Below are 20,356 nucleotides of genomic sequence, written 5' to 3'. Positions count from 1 at the left end.
TTTACAAAATCCACTTAAAATATCTTGGTTTGTTATATGTCTATTACAATTAATGCATCTACACATTAATAAACAATTATGAATATGACATCTTGTATAAATATTTAAATCCCAAATTTCCCTATAATAGATACTCTCTTTTAAACACAAAGGACAGAACTGTTTTTTTATTTTCCTAATTGCAAATTGATCAATTGTGTTTTGTATTACTGTATTTGAATTTTTGATATTAAAAGATAAGCCGTCAAATACAATTTGATCAATTCCAGTAATTTCAGCGAGAATGGATGTATCTATTTTTCATTTCCCAGTTGAAATCCATGTGTACGTATTTTACTAAGATCTATTCCTAGCAACTCATATATCCAAGCCTTATCATAATTATTTACATTAGCTAATCTATAAATATAACTAACCAAACTTTCATCACCAAAAACTTTGGGTACAAATAGCATTTTCCTTCTATTCATAATTCCACAGCCTCATTCCATCTACGATTATTATGCAAATAGGCAAACGATAAATATTATCGTCTGCCTATGCATATTTATTCATAAATTTGCATAAAAACTATATTCTAAGGAATTCTGCAACAAATCGTCTAAGGAATTATGGAACAATTCTAAAGAATTATGGAATTTCACAAAAAATGTGAATTGTAACTTGTTTTGTCGTTTTTCAAGTACTAATTCTGATGTTATTGCATTTTAGTTTTGGCGCTTTTTGTATTATAATTTGTCGTTTCATATGGATATTGTAAGATGATATGTCGTAAAACAATCGAAGAATGCAAAAAAATCACGATACCCAAGTGGCTCGTGATTTTCTTATCAACATTGATCTTTAAATGCTTCGTTTATAACTAGTATTTCCATCTGAATCAATAATTGGTATCATTCTTTCTTTTTGGCTCACTTTGTATTTATCTTGAAACCAGTTGATAATTTCAGGATTATTTACTGCCATTTCAATGATTTCTGCAGCCAATTGTGTCTTATTTATGGAACATGCTAAGGCAAGCAATTGCAATTTTTTATGTGCATCGCGACTAATTGCTGGCAATACTTTGTGCTTTGTCTCGGATAGGTGCTCACTTTCTTGCTCAATTTTTATTGACATTTAACCTCTCTCCTGTAGTTGCATAATAATTCTGAAGCATCTTACAACAAATACTGGCGTTATAAAAATTAATTGGTTATTAGCACCGTGATCTATTAAAATACTCTTGAATTATTTCTGTTCTAGCCATAATAAATATTTTCATTTTATCCAATGAAAATACGAACCCATCCTCACAAAATTCGTTGTAATCAAATGGAAAAAAACAAAGTGTAATTGCATTCTTTCTTTTATTTAATAACATTGCATTTATCTTTTCAAGATTAAATTTATTTAGAAAATCCAAGAAGTTACTTGGCCAGTTTTCAAGCAAACTTAAAACTAACTTAATAAGCAAATGTAACTCTTGATTTCTCATTGCTCTTAAAATACTTGAGCTCCAAGACCGATTATCCGATTCACTTAGTGATTGAGTAAAAAGTTGACCAATGAAAAATATGATTAGATTCAGAAACTCAAAAAAATGTTCTTGAAAGTTCGATTCTTTTTCCTTCGAATTTAAATATTTGTTATAGTACAACTCTATATAATTAGAAAGTTGAATCTCGTTTTTGGCTATTTTTAACGGCTTAATTTGTGATAAATCAAAACCGCAATTGCAGTAAGTTTTTGAAATGGTATCCCAGTGTAGTAGACTTGAACAATTTGAACATACATCAATAAGTAGACATTTATGTATAGTACAAATAGTAACAAGGTTAATTTCCCACAATTTACGACCGTATATTTTAGATTCATTTAAACATTCTGGGCAAATCTTTCTTTTTTTATTGTGAAGAGCGTATTCTGGGACTTCACGTGTAAACGCATTAAATGTTAGTTTTAAAAGCTTTTTTTCTGCTACTTTTCCTAAACTACTAAGTTTTTTTAAATTCCACTTTGAAGTATCAAACGAATTTAATCGTATTATTACTGTGGCTTTTGAAAATCCGGTTATTAATCCAACTTCTTTGAATAATACTTTCGATGATGAGTATCCATTTGCGTCAGCTAATCTCACAATGTAGCTCCCTAGGCTTTCATCACTAAAGGGAAAAGGTCTTTTTGGTAAAAAATTTAAACTTTCTATTGATACATTTTCATCGTTTATTTTTTGTGAATATTTATTCATAATTAAATAAGTTTCTATAGTAGAAATATTCTCTCCATAACAAACAATACAAATCTAATCATGCCTCTCTCAAAACGATTAATTCATCTCAACTTCTTACTTCATCGCTTCATTTTAATGGACAATAATATCCATATTTATTAACTATAATTTCCGAAATATTCTAATAATAAACACTACTCTTAACATATTTTATATTCGGAGTAGGTTCAAGCTAAAGTTGGCGGCAAGAAGTTGATAGTACGAATAACTGATACAATAACATTATTGACGATACCAAAAAAAGCTAAGCCGCGGTATCTCCACCACAACTTAGCGCTATTTCTATGTACTCATTCTAATACAATCAACTCAAGATATCCTCCTGATATACCAGTGCGAACAATCTTACATTGACTCGAACCCATATAGTTCCGCGAGCGTAGAAGGTTTCTACCGGAACATCCTCGAAGTTTGTACCATTTAGACTGCGTTGCTTGTTTGTTGTACACAACCTCTTGAGGTTGTGTACACGAAGCAACGTAAATTAATATTAATAATGTAACAACCGTGGTCTCCAAACAATTCAAACACGAAAACCCAGACAACAATTTGTCCAAGCCCCTTGAAATTAAAACTTTTACCGTTCGTTGACTAACCTTTGGAACATGTCTGTATGCCAATAGTTATAAAGTTAATCCACCATCAACAAGCACATTAGAACCGGTCATATAACTTAAACGATCCGAAGTCAGTAATGCAATGACATCTGCCAGTTCTTCAGGTCAGCGTATCTCCCAATTCTCATATTCGGGAATTCATTATGCACATAACCGATCTCCTGCAACTGTCCAGGCACACTTGCAGTGACTGCCATAGTAACACCGCCTGGACAAATCGCGTTTACACGAATGCCTTTTTTCACATAATCAAGCGAAGCGGCTTTGGTTAAACCGACAACGCCATGTTTACTAGCTGTGTATGCAGCAAGGCTTTGTTCTGCTCGAACTCCTGTTGTAGAAGGCGTATTTCATTCTGAGGAAATCCCTTTAAGATTCAGATTCACGTCAATAGTCCGTTCGAAGTTTTCCCCATAGAATCAACGGCTCTGTATAAATACTTCCACTAACCTTTAACTTTGATGTAGGTTTCGTCAGTCCTCCACGAGTCGTTCGTAGGCTTCAAAAAAGGGCGGATTTGTTTGTCGATTTCGGGTCCAAATTCATGCACCCATCTTATGATCGTCGTATGGGAAATCCTTAATCCTCGATCACTCATCATTTCAACTATATCTCGAAAGCTTAAACTATATTTCAAATACCATCTCACCGTTAGTAAAATGATTGCAGATTCATATTGCTTCCATTTAAATATATCCAATTTCGTTTCCAAAGCAAGTTGCTCCATCCCATGACTTCAATATCAATTACGTTATCATGAATTAGAGCTTTGCACCACAACCATAAATTTTATTCCCTAGGATCATTCCCAAGACATTTTAATGTGTTTTCTTCATATATAACCTCTTAAATTACTTCTGCAACAATGGTTTATTTGGTAAATAATGCAAGGAGCGTATAAAGCGGATGGTTTTGGTTTGTGCTCTCATAACGATAGAATGAGTCTCAGCACGCTGATCAGAAAAATATTGGACCCCTCCCAAGAATTCACCCGGTGTCACACCTGTAGCAGCAAAAATAACATCTTCATTTCCCACCATGTCTTCCATAGTTAGGACTTTATATGGATCTTCGATCCCCATTTGAATACATCGATTAAATTCATTGCCATCAACTGGCATCAAGCGTCCTTGTAATTCTCCTCCTAAACATTTAAGAGCGGCCGCAGCTAAGACTCCTTCTGGAGCACCACCAGAACCAACATAAAGATCAATCCCCGCTTCTGGAAATGCAGGTGCCATTGCTCCTGCAACATCCCCATCTGACAAAAACTTAATCCTTACACCAACCTTACGCAGCGTTTTGATGATTGATTCATGGCGTGCCCTGTCCAAGATCATGACAGTAAGATCGGATACCTTTTTATTTAGCTTTTCTGCCGCTTTTTTGAGAGTAACATCTAAAGGTTCACTCATGTTGAGATGGCCTACTAGCGCAGGTCCAACCGCCAGCTTTTCCATATACATATCTGGTGCGTGAAGCAAATTCCCTTTTTTAGCAATAGCGATTACTGACATCGCGTTATTCAGACCTTTCGCTACAAGCTCTGTTCCCTCTAGCGGATCTACGGCCACATCTACTTCAGGTCCATTTAAGCTACCAACAACTTCACCGATATAGAGCATAGGAGCTTCATCCATTTCACCTTCACCGATTACGACAGTTCCCTGAATCGAAACCGAGTCAAACATGGCACGCATTGCCGAAGTTGCTGCACCATCTGCATTATTTTTATCTCCTCTGCCCATCCATGGAGCTGATGCCAGTGCAGCCAACTCTGTCACACGGACTATTTCTAATGCTAGTTCTCGTTCCACTGGTTACCCCCATTTATTATGATTTTTCCGCTTGTTTTATAAATATCTGGATATAATGCACTCCAAATGAATCCTCTTCTGCTGCGCAACCAGTAATTATGGCAACCTTTCGTGAAAATTCAGCTTCCCTAAACTACTTCCTTTCAGGCCGTGGAATCTTTTACCGTCGATTTATTAGAAGAATTCCCCCCTTCAGTGCCCCTTCCAAATAACTGATCCATCGAAATCATGTTAAGGCTGATTTCCTCGTCGTTACACCCTACCTGAAGTTAATTCATTGATGTTCGGCCGCCGGATGCTGCTGTCTCTTGGCTGAAGAGCCTTTAACAAAGAACGACAGAATAATTCCAGCTAGCGCAAACAGGGTGGCCAACATGAACGCCGCATTAACGCCTTCAATCATTTCCGCCGGATTAGGCCGCCTTGATATCGTAAACGCGTTGGACATGACAGTAACCAAAAGAGCCGTGCCAATCGAACCACCGACTTGACGCATCGTGTTGTTCATCGCCGTGCCGTGGGAGATCAGCTTGTAATCCAGACGGTTAATGCCCGCCGTCGTCAGTGGCATCATGACAAGAGAAATACCGACCATCCGTATCATATACACTGTTAGAACATAGCTAAAGGAAGTAGCAGGTTCCAGTTGGGTAAACAGATAACCCGTCACCGTAATGATCGTAAAGCCGACGATTGCCATCCAGCGTATTCCAAATTTATCGAACAAACGCCCCGTTATCGGCATCATGACGCCCATCAGGAGTGCGCCTGGCAGCAGCGCAAGCCCAGATTCTAGGGCATTGTAGCCCAGCATGCTTTGCATAAATAGCGGGATCAGCGTTTCAGCGCCGATCATGGATGTGAACGTAATCACGCCAAGAATTGTCGTCAATGAATAGATCGGATCTTGGAATACCCTGAACTCCAAAATCGGCTGCGTTAACCGATACTGCCGGAGAATAAAAGCCATAATGCCTAGGACACCTAGAATCAGGGTCACCATAACCTCCGTGCTGCTCCAGCCGCGCGTACCTGCCTCGCTGAATCCATAGAGCAAACTACCGAAACCGATGGTCGATAGAATAATCGATAGCAGATCAAGCTTTGGATGCGTTCGCTCGGTGACATTCTTCATAATAAACACAGCTAGCAGGATATTCAGCACGACGATCGGCAATATAATAAAGAATATCGAGCGCCAGGGGTAATGCTCCACCATTACTCCGGCAAGAGTGGGACCGATCGCAGGCGCCAAACCGATAACCAGCCCGACAAGTCCCATGGCCGCGCCACGCTTATTGACCGGGAACAGAGACAGGATGACGACTTGGCTAAGCGGCATCATGACCCCTGCTCCAACAGCCTGCAGAATACGCCCAATCAACAGCGTTATAAAGTCCGGTGATATGGCCGCGGTCAACGTTCCAAGACCAAAAAACATCATGGCACCGATAAAAAGCTGCCTAGTAGAAAAGGTACCGATTAGAAAAGCGGTAATAGGAATCATAATCCCATTCACAAGCATAAAGGCCGTCGTCAACCATTGTGCGGTGCTTAAATTAATTTGTAAGTCCTCCATAATCGGAGGAAGCGCCGTCGCGAGCAACGTTTGATTTAAGACTGCGACAAAAGAGCCAATTAACAAGACCAATAAGATAGGACCTTTCTTGAAAATCGATGGAGCTTCACTCGTTCCTTTCATGTTTAAACACCCTCTGATTATTAATTGGATTGAAATGTCTTCCTAAAGGAAGGATGATGCCCTAATCATCTTTGACGATTAATTCCCTCCCTAGTTAATTAATAGAACAATACATATATAGTGATACAATTTCAAAGTGAATTTAGTATTGGGTATGGAAAATAATGTGACCTAGATTCAAAATTATGCGATTTCGGCTAGATGATCGGTATCTTCTAAAATCGGTTCAGCCTTTGGAGACATTTCCGGGATTGGAAGAACCGCTAAGGCACTAAGAATTCCAGAAAAGGCCAGAATACCAAAAAATAGTTTGAATCCACCGAGTCCAATTAATGGATTGGCCATGGTTGGGACAAATGTCCCTGGTAAGGTAGCACCAATGTTCATAATTCCAAAATCCTTAGCGGCATCCTCCTTATTGGGAAGAATCCTAGCAACCAATGCAATATCCACGGCAATGTAAGCTCCATAACCTAAACTAAGAATTGCAGTTGCAAAAAAAACCACATGAATAGAAGGGGCCATAGCCATCATTCCAATTCCAATTGCAACAAGTACAGCTGCCACCGCCACAAAAGGCTTTTGTTTCCTATATTTATCAGATAAAAAGCCCCCCAGAACACTCGAAAGGGCAAGAGCTACTGTACCTATCAATAAAGATAATGAAACTAATGCGATGACTTTATCTTGAGGCACTCCAAACTTTTGCATTAAAAATATTGGTGTAAACGTTTGTGAAGCATAGGCAACCCCCATTAAAAATCGAGTAAGCACTCCCCAAGAGAATGCCGGATATTGTTTGGGATTAGGGTACATCTTTGATAATTTCTCACTCAGTGATTTTTGTTTGTCATGCCGGGCTTTCTCAGTCTTTACTGCACCATCTTTAACTAAAAGACATGTGATGATAGACATGACAACAGAAATTGTGGATATTACAGCAAATTTATTAAACAATGAGAAGTCATTAAAAACATTCATTAATAACATTCCGAGCATGATGGCAATTGGACTAAAAATACCGATAATCCCAGATGCCATACCACGCCGTGACTCTTCGACTTGATCAGGAATCAATGCATTGAGTGCTGAAAACGAAAAGGAATAAAATAAAATTGTCAAACCCCAGTATATACAAACCATCGGTACTGTTTTGGCCATCCCGACACCGAGAAGGGCAAAAGCACCCAGAATGGAGCCAATCAAAATCCAGGTACGTCTACGACCAAACGATACTGAGGTTCTATCACTTATATAACCTCCTAGATATATTGCAAATAATCCAACAAATGCCCCAACCCCTGATGCAAGGCCAAAATTAGCGGTAACATTTTGGGGATCGATTTCTAAAAATTTAAATGTTAACAGTAGAGCTATTGGAATAACAAAGGCTAAATAATATCCAAAATATCCAAAACAGATGCCTGTAATTAATCGTCCGTATGAGGTGGTGGTTTTATTCCCAGTGAGTTGCTCCATACTTTCCCCATCTTTCCTAGTTTAGTTTATTAAACGCTTTCACTTTGATCAGTTATTTTCCATTCAAGTGAAAGCCAAGTGTATGCAATCATCTATGGAATTTTTACGAATACCTATTTTCGACATGAGTGTCGAGGAGATATAAGAAAATATGCCTATCGACCTTAAACTTATTTCAAGCTTTTTCAATCCAAAAAGCATACCTTGCCCTAGCCAAATAAGCTAGCGTAAGGTATGCCCGTCACTAAACCCTGCGAAGTTCCATGAAGGAGCGCTGAAATCTTTCTATTTGCGGCCAATCGGTGAATGGGCAACTACCTTTAAATCAAGCTTATCAATTATGGCCATCACACGATCCATTCTGACCGGAGAGGGCGTCGTTGGAAATGAATAATCCTCTGTAGGATCTCCTACAGCACGAAAGAATGGTTCAAACAATCCTGATGCCAATAAACCAACAAATTTCGTATAATGTGCGTCTAATCTGAAAGAATGTAAGGTCCCAGGTGGCACATGGAGGAAATCACCAGGGTAAATTTTCACTTCTTCATCATTTACCCAAAATGTCATTTGTCCCTGTACACAGAAAAAGGTTTCGGTATGATGCTCATGATAATGTACAACAATAGGATCTCCTTTAGGCCCTTCTGTGGTAAGCATTATATATTCCCCATCTGTATTTTTCTGGGCCGCAAGAAATGCGTTGAGTTGGTCACCACCGATAAACCGATCTCCTTCGCCATTCTCTATAACATACGGAGCAACACAATTAGGTAGGGTATTCCCCTCTACCAACCTAGGAGAACTCCAAGTAAATTTTTCTTGAGTGAAAACGATATCTGCAACTTTGGAGGCATCAATCAATTGGCTGGCAGAATACGTTTTCAGTGGCTGGGGTGGTTGTTCAATATGAGCGTATGGTTCCCCAATGATTTCATATATTTTCGTGAGGTTTCCCTTAACAGAATAAGAGGCAAAGCTGTTTCTGTGTCCAGCCATCCGATAAGCGTGAACGGTTCCAGGTGGAATATGGACATAATCACCAGCTGTTAGCAGGTGACATACACCATCTAGTATAAATTCAATTCTTCCTTCCAAAACATAAACAGATTCATACGTATTCTGGTGAAAATGAGGAGGAAACTCTTCACCTTTTGCACCCGCGATCGTTGCTAGCTCCATTACCTCTCCCGTGCTATTAGAATCTGCGATTATCGTAGCCACCTGACTACCAAAAACGTAACGTCTTCCTTCCCCTCTTCGTATCAGATATGCCACTTTTTCTTCCGGTAGTTTTGTTCCCAATGTATTTGTAATCATGCCTATTTCTCCTTTACTTTTGAGTCGTCTTCGTCCATTCTTCATACTGCTTTTGTTTTTCCGCAATCACTTTGTCAAGTCCAGCCGCTTTCAGTTGCTCTTCGAAAACAGGCAACGTTTTAACCGGGTCAAGACCTCCCGACTCTAGCGCAATTCTGTATTTCTGGTTGACATTGCTGAGAGCTGCTACTTCCGTCTTAACCGTTTCACTGTTAAACAGGAAGCCAAATCCTTTGGATTTCAACGACGAATCGTTCCAAGCCTTCATCTGTTCCCACTTCTTCGGATTCTCCGTATCCCAGACTGCACTCAGATACGGGTTTCCGATCATCATCGTTCCAGCGTATCCTGTATCCACAACTCCAGCAGGCTTCGAGAAGACATTATCTGAGATTTTCACGTATTGCTTGCCTTCCACACCTATCGCCAGAAGATTTATAATTTCTTTATCGGTATACGCAAGATTCAAGAACTCCATCGCCTTCTGAGGCTTTTCGCTGTTCTTTGCAATGGCCGCCATAAACAAACCCGCTTGTATCGTCCCCAGGGATGGCTTTGTAATTTGAACTGCTACCATTTCTTTTCCTGCAGCGGCAGAGATTTCTTGTGCAGTTGTTGCCGTTAAGCTTGAAATAAGGGCAAATGCTTTTCCTGCCTTGATCAAATCTACACCGGACTGTTGCGTAGTGGCGGCATCCTTTTGCATATACCCTGCTTCAAACCATTTACGAACCAAAGTGAGCGTATCCATATATACCTGAGACTCTAAAGGATTTACCAGCTTTCCATCATTGGAGTTCAAGCTTAGAGCACCCCATTCGGTACTCAAGAAATCGAAGTTCTCATACATGGCCAAACCAGATAGCGAAACCTCTTTCGCGTTATGAGCCAACGGGGTCATACTTGGCTCGTTCGCTTTAATTGTCTGGAGAACCGGCTCCAGATCAGCCCAATTCTTGATTTTCGCTATATCAACTTGATATTTGTCCACAAGATCCTTGCGGAGGAGATAACCGCCAGCTTGACCCGCGGCTGTTGCAGTAGGAATGGCGTAAACCTTTCCGCCTACTGCTCCTGCTTTCAGAAGACTCGTATCCAACGTTGATTTAATCCCTTGACCGTACTTGTCCAGCAATTCATCGAGCGGGAGCAGCTGGCCTTTCACAGCTTGACCCACATAGCCGAAGGGAATTCCTGTCGTGATAACATCCAGTTTTTCGTTAGCGGCAAGCATTAAGCTAGACTGCTGGGTATAAGCGGAAATCGGGATCGCGGACAGCTTGACAGTCGCGTTGATCTTTTTTTTCGTAATTTTACTAATCGCTTCAGAAACCGAATCAATATCGGCATTGTTGCCAAAGGTCATAAAAGAAATGTTGATCTGATAAGGCTTTTCCGATGTAGCCGTATCTGGGTCGCCAGATGCTGCCGTTTGTGTCTCTTTCTTAGAGCCGCCGCTGCTGCAAGCAGCTAAAGCGATTGCTATAGCAGATACGAGAGCAACTGATTTCACGCCTTGCTTCCAATTCAAGACCATTCGTGATTCCCCCAATGTATAAAATTATATGTGCCAACCGAGTGAAACACTCGAGAGCGGCCAACTGTTTCGTGAATCCAAACCTGGATTAGCCTTTGACGGCACCAATTGTCAGCCCACCGATTAAAAACCTCTGAAAGAACGGATAGGCAAAGGCGATCGGAAGGAAGCCCAGGACACCTATGGCAAGCCTGACCGATTCGAGAGGAACGTTGGCCTGTAGCTTGGTTGCTTCACTGCCAAGATTGTTTGACTGTAAATATTGGGCATCCTGCAACATTTTGTTCAACAAATTTTGCATACTGAACAGTTTAGGATCAGATAAAAAGATAAGTCCGTTATTCCAATCATTCCAATAGAAGATCGCAATAGTGAGCCCCGTTGTTGCAACGATCGGCAAAGAAAGCGGCAGCGCAATACGCCAAAATATTTTAAACTCCGATGCTCCATCGATATAAGCCGATTCAATGAGCGCATTCGGAACAGTGAATCCAAAAAACGTCCGAACCATAAAAATCATAAAGCCATTCGTTAGAAAGTTAGGAATAATCAGAGCCCAAATTGTATTTTTTAAATGAAATACTTCCGTATACACCAGATATGTCGATACAAGACCTCCATTAAAGAGCATGCTGAAGAATACAATGAATGCAATTATTTTCCGAAATGGTAAATCGCTTCTGGATAATGGATACGCAACCAAAGTAGTAATAGCAAGTCCAGTTATAGTTCCTACTACCGTCACGAATATCGTTATTCCATACGCATGTATGATGGCGCTCGATTGGTTCCACAAATATGAATAAGCAGAGAAGCTAATATGATCCGGTAAGAGTGCATACCCATGCAGAACTAACGACTGATCATCTGTTAAAGATGCTGCTATTAAAAGTATGAATGGAAAGACACACGCCATACAGAGCAGGACAAAGCTTGTATTCAGAATCCATTGGTTCATTCTAACCGAGTGCATGTAATCAATCTCCTCCCCTTCTAGAACAAAGCCTGTTCGCGGTTTCGTTTAGACACGATGTAATTGGCGATGATGACCAAAATAAAACCTACTACAGCTTGGTAAAGGGCGGCGGCGGAAGACATCCCGTAATCGCTTAATGTCATCAACCCGCGGAACACGTACGTATCTATCGTGTCCGTCGTCGATTGCAGTGGCCCGGAATTAAGGGGCACCTGGTAAAACAAACCGAAATCGGAATTAAAGATTCGTCCGACTTGCAGCAATAGGTTCATTATAATGACCGGCATAATCATTGGTACCGTAATGTTGCGAACTTGATGCCATTTGCTCGCCCCATCAAGCGTAGCTGCCTCATAATATTCCTGGTCGATCCCGATAACCGCTGCAAAGTAAAGGATACTAGTATAGCCTACACCCTTCCACATGTTGACAATCGTTAAAATGTAAGGCCAATATTTCGCTTCATAATACCAGTTCACCGGCTCAATGCCTAACAATGGGAGGACATGACGGTTAAGGAATCCGTTCTCCACATGCAGGAAGGAAAGGGTCAAGTAAGCGACGATGACAGTCGAGATCAGGAACGGGAGCAACAAGATCGCTTGATATAAGCGCTTCAGGAAATGACTCCTCACTTCATTAAGGAGAATTGCAAGAAGAATGGCCAGCACTGTTCCTAACGCTATAAACACGACATTATAAAGGACTGTATTTCGAGTAATAATGAAAGCATCCGAGGTACTAAAGAGGTACTCGAAATTTTTAAACCCTACCCATTTGCTATCCCGGAGCCAATGCTCGTGAGAAAAATTAATTTCCTTAAACGCAATAATGACGCCAGCCATTGGCATGTAATTGTTAATCGCCAGGTAAATAAGTGCCGGCAACGTCATCACGAGTAAAGGGCTGTAACGTTTGAGTTTCTTCATGGTGCTTCCCCTTCTCCTATGCTAGTAGGTGATTGTTATTTGTCTTTATTATATCGGGTCACATTAAGACTAAACCGACCAACCTATAACACAGATCTGACCTTATTTCCTCACTCCTTCATACTTAAACGGAATTCATTCGGTGTCATATGGGTTACCTTGCGAAACGTTTTGGCGAAGTAGGACATATTGTTAAAGCCTGTTTTTTTTGAGATCACACCTATCGACAAATCAGATTTCAATAACAGTTCTTTGGCCAAGGAAATACGCTCGATTGTGATATAATCCATTAAGGATAATCCAGTTTCTTTCTTGATCAATCGGGTCAGGTAATCCGGGTGTAGATACAAATGATTCGCAATATCCTCTCTTGAGATCTCTTGGTCAAGCCGAGGCTTCACATAACGTCGCACCTTCTCTGATATGCTGGCTGTTTCCTCACTGACGTAGTCCATGATTTTCTGAACCACTTCCGTCATCCAGAGAATCATATCAGGGACGGAGCTTGTCGCGCGTGCTGTTAATTCTAATGTTGCTCGCTCCCGGAAGAGCTGGTCCGCCTCAATGCCTTTCTTATTAAGGAATGAGTAGATCATTTGCAGAAAATTTTGATGGAAACGGTTTAGAAAGCTAGCATCCATACCCGGCCCCTTGGAAACGTGCAAGAGATAGCTTATCGCTTCGTCCAGCATCTGCTCCATTTTTCCTTCACCCAGCATTGCGGACCATACTCTCATATCAGGTAGAGAAATCTGTAGTGTCGTCGTCTTTTCCTTGTCCGATAACGTAAATACCCGATTGTAATAAGCCACATTGCTCTTATCCAGCTGATAAAGCGCATCCAACATATCCGGAATAACGTGAACGTCCGCTTCACTTCCTATATAACAAGATAAATCGCAATAAAAAAAACCATGGCACGACTGGATATACTTCCGGAGTGTAGTATACAGTTCTGCATGCTCGAGCTCATGCTGCTCGAGGTTAAGAAGAGCAACCAGCGTTCTCCCATCGATCGTCAGGAGTTGAACGTCATAATCCTTTCCTTGTAATACCTCTTCGGCCGCATTACTTAGAGCATACGCAAGAATACGCTCCTCACGCTGCGTAACAACCTTATTCCATCTATTAATCTTAACGAGTACCGGTAAAGCCTTCATCCATATCGTCAACCCGCGTTCCGCCGCAGCTTGTTTAATGGCATCCGCACGCGAGGGAATATTGCGATTGATGACATCCTGCCAGAACCGCTCCAACAGATGCGGTTGGTTCTTCTCCCACGATTTGTTAACCTGCTCCGTCCGGGAATCGGCTTTGATTTTCTGGATTGCCTTCTGAGCAGCATGCTCAAGCTCAGCCGGAATAACCGGCTTTAACAAATAATCCAGACTTCCGAGCTGGATCGCTTGCTTCGTAAAATGGAAATCAGCATGACAAGTTAGAAACATGCATTCAGTTCGGGGATAATGCTCGCGCACCCAAGCGAGCAGCTCCATTCCGCTCCCTTTCGGCATTTCGATGTCACAGATCATGAAATCAATCTTATATATTACAAAAATATCCTGCGCCTGCTTCATGCTTCGCGCCGTATAAATTTCACAAACTCCTAATTTTCCCCATTCTATTGCATGCTGTACGGCTCGAATGGCGGCCGACTCGTCGTCAACAATCAATATGTGGATCATCACAGCTCCTCCTATTTCTCCGGTTGAATCGGAATACTGATTTGTACAATAGCATCACGCGGAGGTTCATTGGCGAATCTTATGGATGCTTTTCCGTTGTACAACAAATTCAGACGAGCTTGCACGTTCCAGACTCCTATATGCTCTCCCAGTTCGTTCTTCATCGTAAGCTCATCTTGCAGCCTCTGAAGAACCTCCTGCGGAAACCCTCCACCCGAATCCTGGATAATAATTCGCAGAGATGGCTCGATATTGGTGTCATCCAGTTCGACAGATACCGCCAACCGAATTTGTTCATCCATTGAAACTGCATGTTTGATCGAATTTTCGACGAACGTGTGGATCATCAGCGCCGGAACCGGCGTCCGCGCCACAATATCAGGTGCTTGCAGGTCAAAAATAAAACTGTCCGGATAGCGCAACTGCTGAATGTGGATATAATTCCGTACATGCTCTAGCTCGTCCTTCAAGGGGACGAACGTCAGATTGCTGCGGAACATATAACGGAAATACCGTACAAGGCACAAGGTCATTTCCCGAATGAGCTCATAATTTTTTTCTTGGGCAAAGTTATAGATAATGTTCAACGAATTCAAGAAAAAATGAGGATTAATTTGCAGCTGTAGATGCTGAAGCTCTGCCTTTTGTTTGTTAAGCCGCTCCTCATATACATCTATCTTTAGCTCTTCGATTTGGGACATCATCTTGTTAAACGATTGGTTCATGATCATAAACTCATCGGATGTTGGAGTAGCCGGAATTCGATTCGAGACATTTCCTTCTCCGATTCGTTTCATCACCTGGATGATGCGGTAGATGGGAACCAATACGGTTTTTCTCAGGAATAGGAAAAAAGCCGGAATTAACAAAATACCACACCCAATCACCACGAATACGATCCGATTCAAATAAGGAAGATTCTCCAGTATCGATTCATCGGGTATGACGGCAATTAATCGGAACGCCCCCTTCTCTGAAGGTTCCCCAACTACCAAATAACGATTGTACTCTCCCGACATGTAATACTGCTTCAAATCCTTGCTTAGATCGATGTGATTGCTCTCGATTAACTCAAAGCTGCTCATAGGTGCGCCGCTTTCTGAAGCAAACAGGGCTGCTCCCTGTTTCCCCATATGGATGAAGGTAAGCGGGACAAGCAGTCTGTTCGCTTTCACCCAGGCACCTACGAAGGTATTCCCAGATGGAACAACCCGAAACAAATAATACTCTCCATCGATCTGCTCCGAGAACCAACGCTTCGAAACCTTGCCCGGATCTGACAACAGGTTCATTAAGTAATCGCGGATCTTCTCTTGTCGTAATATGGACTCGCTAGTATCCCCGGACCGATCTACCTTTATCCACTCCTTGTTCACCATTGTAATGACAAACATAGAGTCGATCGACTTATAGGTATGAATATCATTAATGAATTTATTAAACACATTAACTTGGGCGAGAAGAAATTGTTCGGGATCTGCATTCGGATTTACAAGGGTGTTGATGCTGTTCTCCAGTACAGCGAAGTTTTCCAAGTATTGATCCGCCTCCTCTAAGCCGGCATCAATCAGCTTGAGGTAAAGCGCCATCATGTCCTTATTCGTGCTCGCCACTTGGGTTCTTACGACATCAATCGAGTAAAAGTTGTTATATAATAGCAGCGCGAAAATAGGCAAGGTGATGCCCAATACACCGATTGTCAGCTTCATCCGGATCGAATTCCTTGAAATTGGAAGCCATGTTAAAAGCATAATGTAACCCTCCAAGCATTTAGTTAACATGATTATATCGCAGGAATCACTGCCTGGAGTAATCGTTCATCCTTTTACATCGCTTTCAAACCTTTAAATTACATGGCGGAATTAGTATCTCCTAAAAAAATAAAAAGCAACGAAAGCTTCACTCTATTACAGAGTAAAGCTTTCGTTGTATAAAATCGATCACCTAGCCGTGCAAATCCGATAAACCAGCCAAAATGGCTTCATACTGTTCTTTTGTCATAATCGACATGGGATGATTGTATATTTGCTTTAAGCTTTCCTTCCGAATGAAGTTCAGCGCCGGCCCCGATAGAATGTCTGGAATATGCTTTCTGAGCACGTCCAAAACCGCTACATCCGCCATAAGTTCCTCGAAAACCGTATCGCACGTATAAGAGATTCGGAAAACAGCTGTACTCTCATAGGTGAAATGATAAGTGCCGGAGCCGACCTCGAGCTTCACTCCTTCTTCCGACTCTGTAACCGCAAGGATTCCTTTTGCACTCCCAATCGGTTCTCCGCTTTCCATCAAGCCGGTTTTCAAAGCACCTTTCAGTAATACTTCACCTGTGCAGTTGGCCGGAATGGTTACCGTTACATTGATTTGCTTTCCGTTAGTTATGTTCCAGCCGGATTCGATTCGGCCATACAACGAGTTGTGTGCAGCGCGCGCATGAGTCAGCTTGTTCAGACCGAACATCGGCTGAATCCGGATCCGCTTGAATGCCGGTATGGAAGGATCCATATCAAGCCCAGCTACCTTCCGGTAAAGCCAGTCACCGATAGCGCCATAAGAATAATGGTTAAACGAATTCATATCGTCACTCCAGAACGATCCGTCCGGCTTAATACTGTCCCAATGCTCCCAGATCGTTGTAGCGCCCTTGGACACCGAATATAGCCATCCCGGGTAGCTTTCATGCAGCAGGAGCTTTACGGCTGTATCGTGATATCCGGTATTCGAGAGTGCCAGACAGAGATACGGGGTGCCGACAAAGCCTGTGGTCAGATGGTACTTGTTGTCAACAATCATTCGATTCAGTTCTTTAGCGATCCGCGGACGCACGCGTTCTTCCACTAGGTCGAACATAAGAGCAAGTACATGGGCGGTCTGCGTCTGCACGGCCACTCTTCCGTTTACCGTTACGAATTCATCGCGGAACGCCTGAACAATATCACCTAGAAGTTCCTCGTAAGCTCGAGCATCTTCCGCATACCCTAAAACTGCAGCAGTGTCGCGCAAAATGCGGGTCGAGTATGCATAGTAAGCCGTAGCGATGAGCTCAGTCGGCGTAGCTCCAATGTAGCTGTTCTCCTCGGCATCAAGCGCCAGCCAATCGCCGAAGTGGAAGCCGGTATTCCACATATATTCGTTATCGCCTTGGGCGCGAATGTATTCGACCCAGGCTTTCATACTTTCATATTGCTCGGCCAGCAACTGCCGATCGCCGTAATATTGATATACTGTCCACGGACAGATGACTGCGGCGTCTCCCCAAGCTGCCGAGTTCTCCCCAGGCATTACTTTCGGGATCACGAACGGGACGCCGCCATCCGGATACTGCTCCGCTTTCAAGTCATGAAGCCATTTCGTGAAGAATGGCCCCCCGTGATAATTGAATAATGCTGTACTGATGAACACCTGCGCATCGCCCGTCCAGCCGAGGCGCTCATCTCGCTGCGGGCAATCGGTCGGTACATCCACAAAGTTGCCCCGCTGCCCCCACTTAATATTGCTTTGCAGCTGATTGACCCGGTCGTCGGAGCATTCGAACTCCCCGGTCGGCTCCATGTCGGTGTGAATGACTTCACCGGTAAATGCGTCAAGCGGCAATCCGTGCTCCCTTCCCGGGAATCCCTCTACTTTGACATAACGAAAGCCCATGAAAGTGAAATGGGGAGCATAGTTTTCCGTCCCTTCTCCTTTCGCTGTGTAGACGACGGTTTGCATTGCGGAACGAAGATTGCCGAAATAAATGTTTCCATCTTTGTCCAGCACCTCCGCATGTTTGAGAATAATTTTGGTACCTTCAGGCGCCGTCAGTGTGAAACGGATGCGGCCGACCATGTTTTGTCCCATATCGAGCACATGATCTCCAGCCGGAGTAACGAAGCTGGAAACCGGATGGAGGGTTTCCGTAACACGTGTCGGCCAGTTTTCCTGCGCGACCAACACACTCATCGGCAGGTTATACATCTGTACCGGCTTCCAATCCGCCACTGTGGCTCCTGCCTCACTCCAACCTGTAAGCTCAAGACGCGCGTCATAGGATTCACCGTTATAGAGATTTGAATAAAGAATCGGTCCAGTAGTCGCCCTCCAGCTTTCGTCGGATGTGATAATTGCTTCTTCACTATCCTTATATACCACATGAAGCTGAACGAGAGCCGAGCGATGCTCGCCATAAATAAATCGGTGTTGTTCGTGGCTCAAACCGCTCTTGTACCAGCCGTCACCGAGCTGCACTCCGATCGCGTTCTCGCCTTGCTGTAGATATGCCGTTACATCATACGTCTGATACTGGATTCGGTTCGGATAACTCGTCCACCCTGGAGCGAGCAGGTCCTCCGAAACTAACGAACCGTTGATGTAAAGCTCATACACCCCGGCAGCTGAAGCAAAGACGCGAGCAGAAGCAATTTCTTTTTGAAGTTCAAAGCCTTTACGTAGAAGAAAGGTAGCCTCTGTCTGGGGATTGATCTGGTCTGTATTCGGGGTGATCCAATTCGCCTGCCATTCTTCGGTTTTGAGTAGTCCCGTTTCAAACCAGGAAGTCTCGCTCCATTCGGATTCCTCACCATCCTGATTCCAGACTTTTACTCTAAAGAAATACCGGCTTCGGGATCTCAATGCAGGTCCTTCATAGGTAATCTGGATCGATTGATCTGACTCCACACGACCGGTATCCCAAAGCGGTTCCTCAAAAATCCCGTCTGGGCCGGCAATCTGAAGGTGATATGCTCTTTGGAGCATATCACGGATACTGGACTCGATTCGCCAGCTTAAACGCGGATTCACGTTACCGATTCCAAGTGCTTCTCTTCTATATTCGCATGTTAAATTGGTTATAAGCATATTGAAACCCCTTTGTTCGCAGTCTTCGGTTGCTCCGATATAAATAGGCTATCATAGTCTGCTAGTACGATTCTGACATATCGTTGCGACTATTCCGACTTTAAACATACGACTTCTATAAGAACTTTGATAACAGAACGCCCATTTAATTAGCAAAGCCCACTGAATCGAATAAGCGGCTGCCTAACGGATTTACCGGACAAGGGAACGAAATTGGCAACGTTGCAGCACGTTGTTCGACAACTAAACATTAGCGATTACCAAACAAGCGAAGCAAAGATCTATCATTGCAGGAGCCTATAGTCACGGTTAAGGAGGGAAAGTGTCGTATACAAGCTATCACTGAAGATTGAGAAGAGTAAAATCTACTTCAAACAGGATATTTTTGATGACGGACAAGGGAGACTGTAGTTGGCCTTTTCCGTACAGTTATTGATGGCCGATAAAATAGAACCGTGAATCAATTTATCTTAGCCAAGTCTGTCTGATGAGTCCTTTTATCAATTGAAAGCGGTCTTTAGTCAGTCGATTTGTGTGATTTTGGTTCTATTAAAACGGAAATCGTGTGGAGTCATGCCGCACCTTTCTTTAAAAAGCCTATAGAAATATTTTATATCTTGAATACCGACCTCTAAAGCGTTTGTCTGCACACTCCAATCCGTGTCGAGAAGCAGATCAAAGCTTCGATGAAAACGTATGTCCTTTAATATTTTAGTATAGGTTACTCCGGTAACTTCTTAAATTTTCGTTGAAAATGTCGAGGGCTGATCATGAACATTTTAGAAATTTCTTCAACTGTCTGCGGATTTTTGTAATGTCTCGTCATATTGTCAATACGTGCTCCGATGTACAAGAAAGCCCCAATATGCCCAAAATTATCGTTATCGATATTTTGCTCTATTTGGAACAACATTATCCTTGTTGTTCCGCTATATTTATTGCTTCAGTTTCTCTAATCAAAAAAGAGTAGACGATTTACCAACAACCTGTTGTAACTACAAGATCATTGCCAGAATCCTTTTCTGAATGCTGGACTAATGCACAGGTCAAGCAAATGAACCATATAAATATTCTAAATACGGTTAAACAGGTTGGCCTGGTCTTCGAACAAATTTTTTATTGAACAACGATTGAAAATAAGGACTCAAGCGTAAAGGTGATTATGCATGCGATTTAAAAGGGTCGG

At 42.3% G+C, this 20,356-nt stretch carries 15 protein-coding genes and 3 pseudogenes; all 18 read right to left on the bottom strand.

Translation table 11 applies throughout. The features are described from left to right. Positions 1-78: 78 nt before the first annotated feature. Positions 79-171: pseudogene (locus AC58P7_RS02735) on the bottom strand (TniQ family protein); the annotation flags it as partial. 122 nt (positions 172-293) lie between these two features. Continuing rightward, positions 294-470, bottom strand: coding sequence for a hypothetical protein (locus tag AC58P7_RS02730; protein WP_497339861.1), 177 nt, complete (start codon positions 468-470; stop codon positions 294-296). Between the two features lie 373 nt (positions 471-843). Continuing rightward, positions 844-1,119, bottom strand: a complete 276-nt coding sequence (locus AC58P7_RS02725) for a hypothetical protein (RefSeq protein ID WP_497339860.1) — start codon at positions 1,117-1,119, stop codon at positions 844-846. A 79-nt stretch (positions 1,120-1,198) separates the two neighbouring features. Further along, a complete protein-coding gene (locus AC58P7_RS02720) occupies positions 1,199-2,230 on the bottom strand; it encodes a TniQ family protein (RefSeq protein WP_497339859.1) in 1,032 nt (343 codons plus the stop codon). A gap of 665 nt (positions 2,231-2,895) precedes the next feature. Further along, a complete protein-coding gene (locus tag AC58P7_RS02715) occupies positions 2,896-2,964 on the bottom strand; it encodes a hypothetical protein (protein WP_497339953.1) in 69 nt (22 codons plus the stop codon). Continuing rightward, positions 2,961-3,179 (bottom strand): annotated as a pseudogene (locus tag AC58P7_RS02710) (SDR family oxidoreductase); the annotation flags it as partial. The gene AC58P7_RS02715 and the pseudogene AC58P7_RS02710, both read right to left, overlap by 4 nt. Positions 3,180-3,337: 158 nt before the next feature. Continuing rightward, positions 3,338-3,616 (bottom strand): annotated as a pseudogene (locus AC58P7_RS02705) (transposase domain-containing protein); the annotation flags it as partial. Between the two features lie 124 nt (positions 3,617-3,740). Continuing rightward, on the bottom strand, positions 3,741-4,706 hold the full coding sequence (gene glpX / locus AC58P7_RS02700; protein ID WP_497339858.1) for a class II fructose-bisphosphatase: 966 nt from the start codon (positions 4,704-4,706) through the stop codon (positions 3,741-3,743). A 274-nt stretch (positions 4,707-4,980) separates the two neighbouring features. Beyond that, on the bottom strand, positions 4,981-6,408 hold the full coding sequence (locus AC58P7_RS02695) for a DHA2 family efflux MFS transporter permease subunit (protein WP_497339857.1): 1,428 nt from the start codon (positions 6,406-6,408) through the stop codon (positions 4,981-4,983). Positions 6,409-6,591: 183 nt separating this feature from the next. Beyond that, positions 6,592-7,887, bottom strand: coding sequence for an MFS transporter (locus tag AC58P7_RS02690; RefSeq protein ID WP_497339856.1), 1,296 nt, complete (start codon positions 7,885-7,887; stop codon positions 6,592-6,594). Between the two features lie 285 nt (positions 7,888-8,172). Further along, positions 8,173-9,207 carry a quercetin 2,3-dioxygenase gene (locus AC58P7_RS02685; RefSeq protein WP_497339855.1) on the bottom strand — a complete coding sequence of 345 codons (1,035 nt, stop codon included), beginning with the start codon at positions 9,205-9,207 and terminating at the stop codon, positions 8,173-8,175. Between the two features lie 13 nt (positions 9,208-9,220). Continuing rightward, the gene (locus AC58P7_RS02680) at positions 9,221-10,744 is read right to left on the bottom strand and encodes an ABC transporter substrate-binding protein (RefSeq protein WP_497339854.1); all 1,524 of its coding nucleotides are present in this window, start codon (positions 10,742-10,744) and stop codon (positions 9,221-9,223) included. An 88-nt stretch (positions 10,745-10,832) separates the two neighbouring features. Next, complete coding sequence (locus AC58P7_RS02675) at positions 10,833-11,702, bottom strand: carbohydrate ABC transporter permease (RefSeq protein WP_497339853.1); 870 nt, start codon at positions 11,700-11,702, stop codon at positions 10,833-10,835. 35 nt (positions 11,703-11,737) lie between these two features. Beyond that, positions 11,738-12,649: an ABC transporter permease gene (locus AC58P7_RS02670; protein WP_497339852.1), complete on the bottom strand. Its 912-nt coding sequence runs from the start codon at positions 12,647-12,649 to the stop codon at positions 11,738-11,740. A 110-nt stretch (positions 12,650-12,759) separates the two neighbouring features. Continuing rightward, positions 12,760-14,334, bottom strand: coding sequence for a response regulator transcription factor (locus AC58P7_RS02665; protein ID WP_497339851.1), 1,575 nt, complete (start codon positions 14,332-14,334; stop codon positions 12,760-12,762). Between the two features lie 11 nt (positions 14,335-14,345). After that, complete coding sequence (locus tag AC58P7_RS02660) at positions 14,346-16,085, bottom strand: sensor histidine kinase (protein ID WP_497339850.1); 1,740 nt, start codon at positions 16,083-16,085, stop codon at positions 14,346-14,348. Positions 16,086-16,278: 193 nt separating this feature from the next. Further along, positions 16,279-19,170: a family 78 glycoside hydrolase catalytic domain gene (locus tag AC58P7_RS02655; protein ID WP_497339849.1), complete on the bottom strand. Its 2,892-nt coding sequence runs from the start codon at positions 19,168-19,170 to the stop codon at positions 16,279-16,281. A gap of 521 nt (positions 19,171-19,691) precedes the next feature. Then, a complete protein-coding gene (locus AC58P7_RS02650; RefSeq protein WP_497339952.1) occupies positions 19,692-19,868 on the bottom strand; it encodes a helix-turn-helix domain-containing protein in 177 nt (58 codons plus the stop codon). Positions 19,869-20,356 lie beyond the last annotated feature (488 nt).

This window comes from Paenibacillus sp. J22FR5, from assembly GCF_059691975.1.
This window is presented reverse-complemented; position numbering and strand designations above follow the sequence as displayed.

Excerpts from the sequence above, each read along its gene's own strand:
- AC58P7_RS02730 (WP_497339861.1), bottom strand. The coding sequence starts at position 470 with ATGAATAGAAGGAAAATGCTATTTGTACCCAAAGTTTTTGGTGATGAA.
- AC58P7_RS02725 (WP_497339860.1), bottom strand. The coding sequence starts at position 1,119 with ATGTCAATAAAAATTGAGCAAGAAAGTGAGCACCTATCCGAGACAAAG.
- AC58P7_RS02720 (WP_497339859.1), bottom strand. The coding sequence starts at position 2,230 with ATGAATAAATATTCACAAAAAATAAACGATGAAAATGTATCAATAGAA.
- AC58P7_RS02695 (WP_497339857.1), bottom strand. The coding sequence starts at position 6,408 with ATGAAAGGAACGAGTGAAGCTCCATCGATTTTCAAGAAAGGTCCTATC.
- AC58P7_RS02690 (WP_497339856.1), bottom strand. The coding sequence starts at position 7,887 with ATGGAGCAACTCACTGGGAATAAAACCACCACCTCATACGGACGATTA.
- AC58P7_RS02685 (WP_497339855.1), bottom strand. The coding sequence starts at position 9,207 with ATGATTACAAATACATTGGGAACAAAACTACCGGAAGAAAAAGTGGCA.
- AC58P7_RS02680 (WP_497339854.1), bottom strand. The coding sequence starts at position 10,744 with ATGGTCTTGAATTGGAAGCAAGGCGTGAAATCAGTTGCTCTCGTATCT.
- AC58P7_RS02675 (WP_497339853.1), bottom strand. The coding sequence starts at position 11,702 with ATGAACCAATGGATTCTGAATACAAGCTTTGTCCTGCTCTGTATGGCG.
- AC58P7_RS02670 (WP_497339852.1), bottom strand. The coding sequence starts at position 12,649 with ATGAAGAAACTCAAACGTTACAGCCCTTTACTCGTGATGACGTTGCCG.
- AC58P7_RS02665 (WP_497339851.1), bottom strand. The coding sequence starts at position 14,334 with ATGATCCACATATTGATTGTTGACGACGAGTCGGCCGCCATTCGAGCC.
- AC58P7_RS02660 (WP_497339850.1), bottom strand. The coding sequence starts at position 16,085 with ATGCTTTTAACATGGCTTCCAATTTCAAGGAATTCGATCCGGATGAAG.
- AC58P7_RS02655 (WP_497339849.1), bottom strand. The coding sequence starts at position 19,170 with ATGCTTATAACCAATTTAACATGCGAATATAGAAGAGAAGCACTTGGA.